Consider the following 12,730-nt stretch of genomic DNA (forward strand, 5'->3'; position numbering starts at 1 on the left):
ACATCATGCTCAAACCGATCTTGCTGGTCGAAGACAACCCCCGTGACCTGGAGCTGACCCTCCTGGCCCTGGAACGCAGCCAGTTGGCCAACGAAGTCATCGTGCTGCGCGATGGCGCAGACGCCCTCGATTATCTGCTACGCCGCAACGCCTATGCCGACCGCGACGACGGCAACCCTGCCGTCATGCTCTTGGACCTGAAATTGCCGAAGGTCGACGGACTTGAAGTGCTCAAGGAAGTGCGCGATACGCCAGAACTGCGCAGCATCCCCACGGTGATGCTGACCTCTTCGCGCGAGGAGCCCGATCTGCTGCGTGCTTATGAACTCGGCGTCAACGCCTATGTGGTCAAGCCGGTGGAATTCAAGGAGTTCGTCGCCGCCATCTCCGACCTGGGGATTTTTTGGGCCGTACTCAACGAACCTCCACCCGGCTCGCTGCGTCTGAATCGCCGCAGCAGCAACTGAAGGCGTCCTTGATGCAGCCCACCGCATTGAACCTGCTGATGGTCGAAGACAGCTCCATGGATGCCGAGCTGAGCTTGATGCGCTTGGAGCGCAGCGGTTTTCATGTCAAGGCGCAGGTGGTATTCGATCACGCTGGGGTCGAAAAAGCCCTGCGCGAGGGCAACTTTGACCTGATCCTCTGCGATTGCGTGTTGCCCGGGTCTTCCGGCACCGACGTACTGGCCATCGCCCAGCACCTGGCGCCGGACGTGCCTTTCATCTTCCTGTCCGGCATCTATGGCGAAGAACACGCGGTCGAGATGATCCGCCTGGGCGCCACCGACTATGTGCTCAAGAAGAACCTGCCGTTGCTGCCCAAAGCGGTGCGACGGGCGCTGGCCGAAGTCCAGGAGCGTCAGCGCAGACGCCGTGCCGAGGAAGCGCTGGCCGATGTCGAGGCCCGCGCGCGCATCGCCATCGATGCTGCCGGCATGGGCACCTGGGACTATCGCCCCGCTGACGACCTGCTGCTGTGGGACGACCGCTGCAAGGCTTTGTTCGGCTTGCCCATCGACACCGAGATGAGCCTGGAGACCTTCTACGCCGGCATCCACCCCGAGGACGTGGCCTTCGTAAAGCAGGCCGTCATGCAATCGATGCAGCCTGACAGCGATGGTCACTACCGCGCCGAGTTTCGCAGCATTGCCCCCGGCAGGCCCGAGCCTCATTGGCTGCTGTCCACCGGGCAGACGCAATTCGTCGACGGTCGCTGCGTGCGCTTCTCCGGCGTGCTACAGGACATCCACACACAGCGCCAGGCCACCCAAGCGCTCAAGCAACTCAACGAAATGCTCGGCGAGCGCGTGGAGCGACGCACCCGCGAACGCGACCGCGCCTGGGAACTGTCGCAGGACTTGCTCGCGGTACTCAATAAAGACCTCACACCGGTGGCGCTGAACCCGGCCTGGGAGGCCGTGCTGGGCATCAGCCGCGAACGCCTGAGTCAGACCTCGCTGCTGCACCTGCTGCCCGAGCACGAACAAGAGGCTTTCCTGGAAGAACTCGCCGCCCTCGCCCACGGCCGCACCAGCGCCCGTTTCGTCGGCCGCATCCAGCACGCGGGCGGCCAGCAACGCTGGCTGTCCTGGGTCGTGGTACCCGAAGACACCCTGCTCTATGTGGTGGCCCGCGATATCACCAGCGAGCGCGAGTCTGCCCTCGGCCTGGCCGAAGCCAACAGTCGCCTGCGCGACCAGATTCTCGAACGCGAGCGTATCGAGGCGGCGCTGCAGCAGATGCAACGCCTGGAGGCCGTCGGCCAACTGACCGCTGGCGTGGCGCATGACTTCAACAACTTGCTGACGGTGATCCTCACAGGCGCCAGTTTCGTCGAGCGCGACCTGAACAAAGGCGACCTGGAGAAGGCGCGCAGCCGCCTGAAACACGTGCGCGAAGCCGGTGAGCGGGGTGCCAAGCTCACCTCGCAGTTGCTGTCCTTCTCCCGCCGCCAACGTCTCGAGCCCGTGCCGCTGAACATGAACCGCACGCTGGGCGGCCTCGAGGAATTGCTGCGCCGTACCTTGGGCGGCAACATCTCGGTGCGGCTGGATCTGGACGACAGCCTGTGGCAGGCGATGACCGACCCGACCCAGACCGAGATGATCATCCTGAACCTGGCAATCAACGCTCGCGATGCCATGCCGGCCGGTGGTCAGCTGACCCTGACGACGCGCAACACCCGGGTCGAAAGCCGCGCGCAGCGTCCCGAAGATCCCGAGCCGGGCGATTACGTGATGCTGTCGATCCGCGACACGGGTTGCGGCATGAGCGAGGACGTGGTGGCACGGGTATTCGAACCCTTCTTCACCACCAAGGACATCGGCAAGGGCTCCGGACTGGGCCTGGCCCAGGTGTTCGGCTTCGCCAAGCAGTCCGGGGGTGGCGTGCGCATCGAGACCACGCCCGAGGTCGGCACACGGGTCAGTGTGTATCTGCCAGCGGTCAAGCAGATCGAGACGAGCGAGCCACAAACCACTGGTACACCCCAGACGAGTTCGTTCAACGGTCATGACCGCGTGGTCCTGCTCGTGGACGACGATCATCTGGTGCGCGACATGCTCGGCGATGTGCTGCGCCTGTACGGCTACCAAGTGCGTCAGGCGCACAGTGGCGAGCAGGCCCTGGCGCTGCTCGATGAACAGATCGACCTGCTGCTGACCGACTTTGCCATGCCCGAATTCAATGGCGCGCAGTTGGCCGCGGCCGCGCGTGAGCGCTACCCACAGTTACCCGTGGTTTTTCTCACCGGCTACGCTGAACTGGAGGGTCTCGAACTGCCCGGCAGCCTGGTGATGCAAAAGCCTGTGCAAGCCGAGGAACTGACACGCGCCTTGAACGAATTGCTGGCAAGCGGCTGAAGCATGAAACGGCGCGCTTCGGCGCGTCAGGCTTTTCGAGCGGAAACGAAAAATCCCCAGACCGAAGCTTCGGCTGGAGAACTTTAAATCTGGAAGGAAATGGCAGGGGCGGCTGGATTCGAACCAACGCATGGCAGGATCAAAACCTGCTGCCTTACCGCTTGGCGACGCCCCTGTAGAGAATTCACTGACAGCTGCGAGTGCTGCTGTGCTGGAATGGGCCGAACTTTACCAACAAAATTTGTCTCTGGGAAGCCCCAGCGTAAAAAAAATTGTCGGAAAACAGCAAGTTACTGGTCAGACAAGCGCACGACGTGCATTTTGTCGACCCTCCCAGCGTCTGCGCCTGACTCAGCCAATCGTTTACACAACCATCCGTCGCTTTTTTACCGCTTCGCTTCAACACAATGGTCGCCGCTGATTCCAAGCAATTAACCCCACTTGTGCATCACAAGGACAGCGCCATGCCAGTCTCACACGATCTGTATCAGGACCTGCACTACCCACGCGAAATCGTTCAGCAACGCCGCCAGCATGATAAAGACCTCGACCGTCTGCTTGACGACTACACGGACATCGACAACCAGGTGCTGGCCGCCGAAGCCATTTCAGCCGGCAACTTCGAGGACGACGATCTGCGCCGTCTCAAGGAGCGCCGCCTGAGCATCAAGTTCATGATCGAGCGTCAGTTGGAACGTAAAGCCTGAACGAAGCGTGTCATCCCGACATGCGATAGGTCCCACGCCCATTTGCGACTGGTCAAACGACGCAGGCTCGCGCAAGCTGCGTCTGCACCCGCCTCTTGGAGCCGTCACATTGCCTGCCTGGATGCCCACTGCGCTGCGTCAACTGGCTCAGCGCCCGCAAACATCCGATACCGATCGGACCCTGATCTCGCACTTCACGTCTTTGGCCCAGGCTCGCGGTTATCGTCTAAGCGATAGCCAACGCCAGGTCATCGACTGCATGGCCACTGAGCTTGCCGCACTGCCCCACGGCAAGGCTCGCAGCCTCTACCTGCATGGTTCGGTAGGCCGCGGCAAGAGCTGGCTCCTCGATGGCTTCTATCAAGCGGTGCCTGTCGCGGCCAAGAAACGCCTGCATTTCCACGACTTCTTCGCTCGGCTGCACCAAGGCATGCATGAGCACCGCAGCCAGCCCGATGCCCTCGCGGCCACACTCGACGCGCTGCTGGGCGAGTGCCAGGTGCTGTGCTTCGATGAGTTCCACGTCCACGATATCGGCGACGCAATGCTGCTTACCCGACTATTCGGCGCTCTGTTCGAGCGCGGCGTGTTCCTGCTGCTCACCTCCAACTACGCGCCCGAAGGCTTGCTGCCAAACCCGCTGTACCATCAACGCTTCGAGCCGGTGATTCGCGTGATCAACGCGCGCATGCAGGTGCTGGAAGTGGGTGGCGACACCGACTTTCGCACATTGCCAGCCAACCGGCAGCAGCAGCGCTTCACCCAGGGACGATTCGTCTGGCCTGCTGACGCTGCGCAGCGCCAGGCCCTGGCGCTGCCCGAGGTGCAGCCGCAGGTGCTGGAGGTCAACCGGCGTCCGCTGCGCGCCCTGTATAGCCAAGACCGACAGGTGATGTTCGCCTTCGACGATTTGTGCGAGCAGCCCACGGCGGTGATCGACTACCTGGCCCTGGCTGAGCGTTTCGATGACTGGATCATCGACGGGCTGGACGATCTGTCGAACTGTTCGCTCGCCGCACAGCAGCGCTTCATCAACCTGATCGATGTCTTGTACGACCAAGACAAGCGCCTGCAGGTGCTGGCCAAGCACAGCCTCGACCAAAGCCTGGACGGCGCGATCGCCGACCTGATACGCACCCGCAGCCGCCTGGGTCAATTGCAGCAGACCGGCCCACTCACCTAGGCTCATCCCGCCCGAGGCAAACCCGCCAGCACCTGTTCGATTTCACCCAGCACCGCCACATCGTCCAGCGTCGATGGTGGCACGTAGTCCTGGCCATCGGCGATCTTGCGCAACACAGCGCGCAGGATCTTGCCTGAGCGGGTCTTGGGCAGGCGCTTGACCACACGCACGCGCTGGAAGCACGCCAACGCTCCGATCTGCTCGCGTACGCTGGCCACCAGTTCGGCCTGGACCTGCTGCTCACCGATGCCCTGCCCGTCCTTGAGCACCACCAGCGCCAGCGGCACCTGCCCTTTGATCTCGTCGTGCACGCCAATCACGGCACACTCGGCGACGGCCGGATGCTGCGCCACCAGATCCTCCATCTCACCGGTGGACAAGCGATGGCCGGAGACGTTGATCACGTCATCGGTGCGACCCATGATGTAGACGAAACCCTCGTCGTCCAGATAACCGCCATCACCGGTGTGGTAATAGCCGGGGTAGCGCTGCAGGTACGCCTGCACGTAGCGCGAATGGTCGCCCCATAACGTCTGACTGCAGCCTGGCGGCAACGGCAGGGCGATGACGATGGCGCCTTGCTGGTTCGCCGCCACGGGGCGTCCTTCGTCGTCCAGCACCTGCACGTGGTAGCCCGGCACCGCACGATTGCTCGACCCCGGGCGCGCTGCACTGCCTTCCAGGCCTACGCAGGGCGCGGTCACCGGCCAGCCCGTCTCGGTCTGCCACCAGTGGTCGTGCACCGGCTTGCCCGTGACCCGCTCGAGCCACTCATGCGTAGCCGAGTCGAGTTTCTCCCCAGCCAGGAACAGCTGGCGCAGCGAACTCAGGTCGTGACTGCGGACCCCCTCGCCGTGCGGGTCTTCCTTGCGGATCGCGCGCATGGCCGTGGGCGCGCAGAACAGCCCATTGACCCGGTACTGTTCGACAATCCGCCAATAGGCCGCCGCGTCCGGCGTGCGGATTGGCTTTCCTTCGTACAGCACCGTGGTGCACCCGCACATCAGCGGGCCATAGACGATCAGTGAATGCCCGACCACCCAGCCGACATCGGAGATGCCCCACCACACATCGCCCGCCTGCATACCGTAGACATGGCGCATGGCGTAGCACAGCGCAACCGCGTTGCCGCCGTTCTCGCGCACGATGCCTTTGGGTTTTCCGGTGGTGCCGGAGGTGTACATGATGTACAGCGGATCGCCCGCGTCCAGCACCACCGGCGCCACCGATTGCGCGCCAGCGACGGCTGCCTCCCAGTCAAGGTCGCGACCAGGCGCAAGCGCGGCCGTGGCCTGAGCTCGCTGCAACACCACCACATGCCGAGGCTGATGCCGGGCCAGCAACAAAGCCCGATCGACCAGCGGCTTGTATTCGATCACCCGATCGAACTCCAGGCCGCAGGAGGCGGTGAGCACCAGCGCTGGACGTGCATCATCGATGCGCAGGGCCAGTTCATTGGCGGCGAACCCGCCGAACACCACTGAATGCACCGCACCGATCCGCGCGCAGGCCAGCATGGCCATGGCCGCCTGCGGCACCATGGGCATGTAGATGATCACGCCATCGCCCTTGCCCACCCCCAGCTCACACAGCAGCCCCGCCAGACGCGCCACCTCATCGCGCAACTGGGAGTAAGTGAAGCGCTGGGCGACACCCGTCACGGGCGAGTCGTAGATCAACGCCACCTGCTCGCCGCGCCCCAGGTCGATCTGTCGATCCAGCGCCAGGTAGCTGCTGTTCAAGCGGCCGTCGGCGAACCAGCGCTGAGTGCCGTCGGCATTGGTTTGCAAGGTGACGCTGGGCGTGCGGTACCAGGCGAGCGAATCGGCTTGGTTCTGCCAGAAGCGGGCGGGGTCGGCAATGGACTGGGCATAGCTGTGCTGATAGGTCATTGGTTCGCAACCCGTTACTTGTTGTTATCGAAGGGCCAGCCTTGAGTATGGCCCGCCGCGGCCGAGGCGCAATCGGACTTGGCTCGCAACCCTTGTGCAGATTTGCAATGCCCCGGTCGGGCACTAGAATGGCCGTCCAACGCCTCATAGACGCCCCGCATGCACAGCCTCGAAGACCTCAAAGCCGGCCGCCTTCACGGCCTTACCCGCCTGGACCTGTGCCAGGGCCTGAGCGAATTCCCCCGGGAAATCTTTGCACTGGCCGACACCCTCGAAGTCCTCAACCTCACCGGCAACGCCCTGCACGACCTGCCCGAGGACTTGCACCGGCTGACTCGGCTGAGGGTACTGTTCTGCTCGGAAAACCGTTTCGAGCACGTGCCCCGCGCTGTCGGTCGCTGCGAGCGCCTGGAGACGGTGGGCTTCAAGAGCAACCGTATCCACCAGCTCGACGCACACGCCTTGCCCGCCAGCCTGCGCGCGCTGGTGCTGACTGATAACCGGCTGGAACGCCTTCCCGAGGCATTGGGCGACTGCTCGCAACTGCAGAAACTCATGCTGGCCGGCAACCGCCTGACCGCCCTGCCCGATAGCCTGGCGCGCTGCGAACGACTGGAGCTGCTGCGCATCGCCAGCAACCGCCTCACCGCCCTGCCCGACTGGCTGCTGCGCATGCCTCGTCTGGCTTGGCTGGCCTACGCCGACAACCCGCTGCCTCAAGCACTGCGCGCACCGGCGGTGCAGGCGAGCTGCCCGCGCATCCACTGGGCACACATCGCATTAGGCAAGGAGCTCGGGCGCGGCGCCTCAGGCCTGATCCATCTGGCCCATTGGCATGCGCATCCAGACCCGGTCGCGGTGAAGCTCTACAAAGGCGAAATCACCAGCGACGGCTCGCCGCTGGCCGAAATGATCGCCTGCCTGGCCGCGGGCGATCATCGTCAGTTGGTGCGAGTGATCGGGCGCATCGACGATCATCCACTGCAACGCCCAGCGCTGGTGATGCAGTTGATCGACCCCAACTGGTTCAATCTCGCAGGCCCTCCGAGCCTGGGCAGTTGCACCCGCGACAGCTATCCCGACGCGCGGCGACTGGCGCTACCCGCCGCGCGCCGTCTGCTCGCCGGCATCGCCTCGGTATCGGCGCACCTGCATGCCCGCGGGATCAACCACGGCGACCTGTACGCCCACAACATCCTCTGCGACACCGAAGGTGATTGCCTGCTCGGCGACTTCGGCGCCGCCTCGTTCCATCCGCCCAGCACGGATACCGAGACGGCAGCCGTCGAACGGCTCGAAGTCCGGGCCTTCGGTATTCTGATCGAAGAATTGCTCGACGGCTGCGACCAGGACGACACATCGCTGCGCAGCCTGGCGCAGCGCTGCCAACAGCCCGATGTCAGCGCTCGGCCAGGCTTTGCTCAGCTCGTGCAATGGCTGAGCAGATGACGCCTGAGCCCGGCGATCAAGTCGGTCTGGGTGATGACCCCAGCTAGCCTGTGCTCATCGAGCACCAGCAGACAGTGAACGCCGTGCTCGCTGAGCAGGGGCAGCAAGCCTTCCAGCGGATGGTCGCTGCCGACGCTGACAAGCCGCTGGCTCATCACTTGAGCCACGCGTAGCGGCCGGCGACCGAACATCCCGCGCCAACCCAAGCGTCCACGCGCCATAACGGCTGACAGCAGATCGCCCAGCTCGACCACGCCTACCACCTGATCGCCTTCGCGCACAGGCAGCGTCTTCAAATGATGCTGAGCCATCAATGCGCATGCCTGCTCCAGCGTGGTCTCGGGCGCTGCGACCTGCACGTCCCGCGACATGACCGAGGCCGCGGTGAGGCCGCCGACCGTACGCCGCAACGCGCGCTGTTCGGTGGCCCGGATGATGCGTTCGAGCTCGTCGGGGGTGACGTCGACGAACTCGCCGAGGTCTTCCAGGGCCTGATCAAGATCGGCCCGGCTGATACCGACGCGCTCGGCAGGTGCAGGATCATGGGTGTGATGCAGGTCTTTGAGCGGCGCCGCAGCTTTGGGATAGCGCACGCCGGTCAGACGGTTGTAGAGCACGGCCACGATCACCAGGATCACGGCATTGAGCATCACCGGCTCGAGCAGATGATCGCCCAGTGACACCAACCCCGGATCGGCCAGTACCGCACTGACCGCCACCCCGCCGCCCGGCGGATGCAGACAGCGCAGCGGGCACATCAATAGCAGCGACACGCCCAGCGCCAGTGCGGCAACCCACAATTGCCCGCCCAGGGCCTCGCGCAGCAACAGCCCAAGCAGCGCCGCCACGGCATAACTGCCCAACACTGGCCATGGCTGGGCCAAGGGGCCGGAGTGCACAGCGAACACCAGCACTGCCGAAGCCGCCAGTGGCCCCAGCAGGTGCAGGGCGATTGAGGGGCCGTATGCCAGGCTGCACAGCCAGCCGGCCAAGAACAGAGCCACCAGTGCGCCGACGCCAGCGCGCAGCCACTGACCGGGCGGAATGTTCAAGGGCGCTGGCAACAGGTGACGCAGACGACGTTCAGCAGGCGGGACAGACATGGGCGCGAACAGGTTCCTGAGGGTTGAGCAAAGGAGCGCGCCCAGCCAACGGGCATAGGCCGGCCGCAGATTCGAAGGTGGACCATTCTGCCGCTTGGCATGCAGCACGACCACCGCAAAAGGTGAGCCGGGGCACAGTTTTTTTGATCTGTGAACGCTCGGAGCGCCCTATCGCCGAGCAAGGGCTGAATCGATCGGTCCAGCACGCCTGAGTTTTCCCTTTCACGACAATGAGTTGTAATCCTTGATCGAGGTCAGTATTACTTCAGTGACGCCCGCCGACAAACGCGGTTTTCGACGCACTTGATTCCACCTCGGAATGAACTTCATCTCACCCCACTGGAAATGCCCGTCATGTCCAAACGCCTGATGCCCTCCACCACCGCCCTGCAGTGCTTTGAAGCGGCAGCCCGCCACCTGAGTTTCACCCGCGCGGCACAGGAGCTTCACCTCACCCAGAGCGCGGTGAGCAAGCAGGTGGCGCAGCTCGAGGACATGCTCTGTCACCCGCTGTTCCAGCGCATCCGCCGGCGCCTGCACCTGACGCCCGCCGGGGCGCTGTACCTCACCGAAGTGAACAAGATCCTCACCCAGATCGACATGTCCAGCCGCTACATCCTCAGCTACGGCGACGAGACCGAGGTGCTACGCATCGCCACCCAACCCACCTTTGGCGCGCGCTGGCTGGTACCGCACCTCAAAGGCTTCGGCGAACGCTACCCACGCATTCACCTGGATGTGCGCAACGAACTGGAGCCGTTCGATCTGGTGCAGGCCAAGGCCGACATCGCGTTTTTCTTCGGCCAGGGCACCTGGCCGGGCGCGACCTGCCTGGAGCTGTTCAGCGAGGAAGTGGTGCCGGTGTGCGCCCCAACGCTGCTGCACAGTCACCGCTTCGACAGCGCCCAGTCACTGACCGAGCACCGTCTGCTGCAATGCGCCTCACGCCCGGAGGCCTGGCACGAATGGTTCCTGGGTCTGGGCCTGGAGAGTCAGAACAGCTATCACGGCCCGCGCTTCGACACCTTCTACCTGTGCATCCGCGCCGCCATCGCCGGCTGCGGCATTGCGCTGATTCCGCGCTACCTGGTGGCCGAAGAACTGCAAGAAGGCAAGCTGGTGGTGCCTTGGGATCATCCGCTGCCCAGCAACGGCCGACACTTCATGGCCCATGCCGAACACGCTGCCGAAGTGCCCAAGGTCAGGGCCTTCGTGGCGTGGATTCAGGAGCGCGTGGCAGCAGGGGCTTGACCGCCGCGAACCACACATCATCGGGGTCAGGAATTGAGGGAATGACCCCAATCGAATAATTCGTTTGCCCGGCGTGGCCCGTCACGCTTGGATAATGCGACATTCGAACAAGGTTACGCATGCCCATGAATCAGGACAGTATCAGCCAGTCCATCGCCATCGTTCACCCCATCACCCTCTCTCACGGCCGCAACGCCGAAGTGTGGGATACCGACGGCAAGCGCTACATCGATTTCGTCGGCGGAATCGGCGTGCTCAACCTGGGCCACTGCAATCCAGCGGTGGTCGAAGCAATCCAGGCCCAGGCTACCCGCCTGACCCATTACGCGTTCAACGCCGCGCCCCATGCCCCGTACCTGGCATTGATGGAACGCTTGAGTGCGTTCGTTCCACTCAGCTATCCGCTGGCCGGCATGCTCACCAACAGCGGTGCCGAGGCGGCCGAGAACGCCTTGAAGGTCGCCCGCGGCGCCACCGGCAAACGCGCGGTGATTGCCTTCGACGGCGGCTTCCATGGTCGCACCCTGGCCACCCTGAACCTGAACGGCAAAGTGGCGCCCTACAAGCAGCGAGTCGGCGAGCTGCCCGGCCCCGTCTACCACCTGCCTTATCCCAGCGCCGATACCGGCGTCACCTGTGACCAGGCGCTCGCTGCGCTGGAGCGCCTGTTCAGCGTGGAAATTGCCGTCGAAGACGTGGCGGCATTCATCTTCGAACCCGTTCAGGGCGAAGGCGGCTTTCTCGCCCTCGACCCAGCGTTCGCCCAGGCCCTGCGCCGGCTGTGCGACAGCCATGGCATCCTGCTGATCGCCGACGAGATCCAGTCGGGATTCGGTCGCACCGGACAGCGCTTCGACTTCCCTCGCCTAGGCATCGAGCCGGATCTGCTGTTGCTGGCTAAGAGCATCGCCGGCGGCATGCCCCTGGGCGCCGTGGTGGGTCGCCGCGAACTGCTCGCCGCCTTGCCCAAGGGCGGGCTGGGCGGCACCTACTCAGGCAATCCAATCGCCTGCGCGGCGGCACTGGCCAGCTTGGAGCAGATGAGCGACACGAACCTGACCACGTGGGGTGAACGACAGGCCCAGGCCATCGCGCAGCGCTACCAACGCTGGCAGCAGGTCGGGCTGTGTCGGTATCTGGGACGACTGACTGGCGTCGGTGCCATGCGCGGCGTCGAACTGGTCAATCAGGACGGCAGTCCGGCGCCCGCGCAATTGGCCCAAGTGCTGGAACGCGCAAGGGCGCGCGGCTTGCTGTTGATGCCCAGCGGCAAGGCCCGCCACATCATTCGCCTGCTGGCCCCGCTGACCATCGAGCCACACGTGCTCGAACAGGGCCTGACGATTCTCGAACAGTGCCTGGCGGAACTGGACTGAGGCTTTAAAGACCCAGTTCCTGCGGCGTGAGCATGTCCGATTCGAACGCGATCCAGCCGCCTTCGAGTTCGGCATGGCCGTTGACGATGGGGCCGTAGTACACCAGGCCGTTCTCCAGCGTGACGCAGATGTGCGTGGCGGACTTCTCGGGTGCGGCCAGGGTGCCGACGAAATGCACTTTCTTGAGGGTTTCGGTCACTGCCTCCAGGCCGACACGCATGCCGGGATGCTCCGAAGCCTCGGCGTCTCCGCCTCGATCTTCAGCGCTGATGGTCACGGTGGCGATGTACGGATACTGGGTGCTCAAGCGCGAGTCCTCGGGGTGCGAGTGAAGGGGCGCGTAGAGTACGGCAGGCGCTCGCCCTTGTCTCTAGCCAACCGACGGGCCAAGCGGGAGATGATCTGCAGGGCCTGATCTGTTAGGGTGCCCGGCGATGCACGCCCCACCAGACGAGGACACTCCGTGAGCGCCGAACAACCCCTGATCGCCGACCTGTTCGAGGTCGACAAACGCTTGACCCTCAAACCTGTCGTGGACTTCAACGCCTACCTGCGCAACGTCTTCGCTGACGGCCCTTGCCGCTGCCATCGCTGCCTGGAACTGAACGGCGACGAAAGCGGCTTCAGCCACCGCCACACCTTCACCTTCGACGATCGGACGGTGCACCGCCGCTTCGCCAACAGCGCGGGCAGCGACGTACTGCAGATGCTGAAGAAGGCTTGGCTGTCGTACACCAAGAATGAGCTGCCACTGGCCGGTCAGCTCGACCTGGACACCGTATGCACCTTCACCGACGCCGCCCTGCATGCGCGCCTGCTGGCCCTGCTGCCGGCCAGCGGTCTGGCCCGAGAAGTCGAAGGTGTCTGGATGCTGCAGGCCCAGGTCGACTGAAGCGCCTGCAGCCT

The 12,730-nt window shown here is 64.1% G+C and carries 11 protein-coding genes and 1 tRNA gene; 8 read left to right on the top strand and 4 right to left on the bottom strand.

The window, feature by feature from the left end; all coding sequences use genetic code 11:
* The first annotated feature begins 5 nt into the window (after window positions 1-5).
* Together Q6A47_RS00220 and Q6A47_RS00225 are read left to right on the top strand one after the other, a co-directional pair.
* The gene (locus Q6A47_RS00220) at window positions 6-467 is read left to right on the top strand and encodes a response regulator (RefSeq protein ID WP_029613330.1); all 462 of its coding nucleotides are present in this window, start codon (window positions 6-8) and stop codon (window positions 465-467) included.
* Window positions 468-478: 11 nt separating this feature from the next.
* Complete coding sequence (locus tag Q6A47_RS00225) at window positions 479-2,863, top strand: PAS domain-containing hybrid sensor histidine kinase/response regulator (RefSeq protein WP_304482506.1); 2,385 nt, start codon at window positions 479-481, stop codon at window positions 2,861-2,863.
* 100 nt (window positions 2,864-2,963) lie between these two features.
* Here the strand turns inward: Q6A47_RS00225 and Q6A47_RS00230 are convergent.
* Window positions 2,964-3,038, bottom strand: a tRNA-Gln gene (locus Q6A47_RS00230).
* A 289-nt stretch (window positions 3,039-3,327) separates the two neighbouring features.
* Between Q6A47_RS00230 and Q6A47_RS00235 the strand changes: the two genes are divergently transcribed.
* Window positions 3,328-3,570, top strand: a complete 243-nt coding sequence (locus tag Q6A47_RS00235) for a hypothetical protein (RefSeq protein ID WP_039578330.1) — start codon at window positions 3,328-3,330, stop codon at window positions 3,568-3,570.
* 109 nt (window positions 3,571-3,679) lie between these two features.
* Entirely contained in the window at window positions 3,680-4,753 is a 1,074-nt protein-coding gene (gene zapE, locus Q6A47_RS00240; RefSeq protein ID WP_304482507.1) for a cell division protein ZapE, read from the top strand.
* A gap of 2 nt (window positions 4,754-4,755) precedes the next feature.
* On the opposite strand, the gene Q6A47_RS00245 is transcribed toward zapE, so the two are convergent.
* Complete coding sequence (locus Q6A47_RS00245; protein WP_304482508.1) at window positions 4,756-6,645, bottom strand: propionyl-CoA synthetase; 1,890 nt, start codon at window positions 6,643-6,645, stop codon at window positions 4,756-4,758.
* A 159-nt stretch (window positions 6,646-6,804) separates the two neighbouring features.
* Here Q6A47_RS00245 and Q6A47_RS00250 point away from each other — a divergent pair, with 159 nt between their 5' ends.
* On the top strand, window positions 6,805-8,094 hold the full coding sequence (locus tag Q6A47_RS00250) for a leucine-rich repeat-containing protein kinase family protein (RefSeq protein ID WP_304482509.1): 1,290 nt from the start codon (window positions 6,805-6,807) through the stop codon (window positions 8,092-8,094).
* On the opposite strand, the gene Q6A47_RS00255 is transcribed toward Q6A47_RS00250, so the two are convergent.
* On the bottom strand, window positions 8,067-9,197 hold the full coding sequence (locus tag Q6A47_RS00255) for an HPP family protein (RefSeq protein WP_304482510.1): 1,131 nt from the start codon (window positions 9,195-9,197) through the stop codon (window positions 8,067-8,069). The two genes, Q6A47_RS00250 and Q6A47_RS00255, sit on opposite strands and share 28 nt — an antisense overlap.
* 354 nt (window positions 9,198-9,551) lie before the next feature.
* Between Q6A47_RS00255 and gcvA the strand changes: the two genes are divergently transcribed.
* Both gcvA and Q6A47_RS00265 read left to right on the top strand, forming a co-directional pair.
* On the top strand, window positions 9,552-10,448 hold the full coding sequence (gene gcvA, locus Q6A47_RS00260; protein ID WP_039578343.1) for a transcriptional regulator GcvA: 897 nt from the start codon (window positions 9,552-9,554) through the stop codon (window positions 10,446-10,448).
* Window positions 10,449-10,573: 125 nt separating this feature from the next.
* On the top strand, window positions 10,574-11,824 hold the full coding sequence (locus Q6A47_RS00265; RefSeq protein ID WP_304482511.1) for a 2-aminoadipate transaminase: 1,251 nt from the start codon (window positions 10,574-10,576) through the stop codon (window positions 11,822-11,824).
* Between the two features lie 4 nt (window positions 11,825-11,828).
* Here the strand turns inward: Q6A47_RS00265 and Q6A47_RS00270 are convergent, their stop codons facing one another.
* Complete coding sequence (locus tag Q6A47_RS00270; protein ID WP_039578349.1) at window positions 11,829-12,131, bottom strand: hypothetical protein; 303 nt, start codon at window positions 12,129-12,131, stop codon at window positions 11,829-11,831.
* 156 nt (window positions 12,132-12,287) lie between these two features.
* On the opposite strand from Q6A47_RS00270, the gene Q6A47_RS00275 reads away from it, so the two are divergent.
* On the top strand, window positions 12,288-12,716 hold the full coding sequence (locus tag Q6A47_RS00275; protein ID WP_304482512.1) for a hypothetical protein: 429 nt from the start codon (window positions 12,288-12,290) through the stop codon (window positions 12,714-12,716).
* Window positions 12,717-12,730: the final 14 nt, after the last annotated feature.

The organism is Pseudomonas boreofloridensis (assembly GCF_030580795.1).
Taxonomy (GTDB): domain Bacteria; phylum Pseudomonadota; class Gammaproteobacteria; order Pseudomonadales; family Pseudomonadaceae; genus Aquipseudomonas; species Aquipseudomonas boreofloridensis.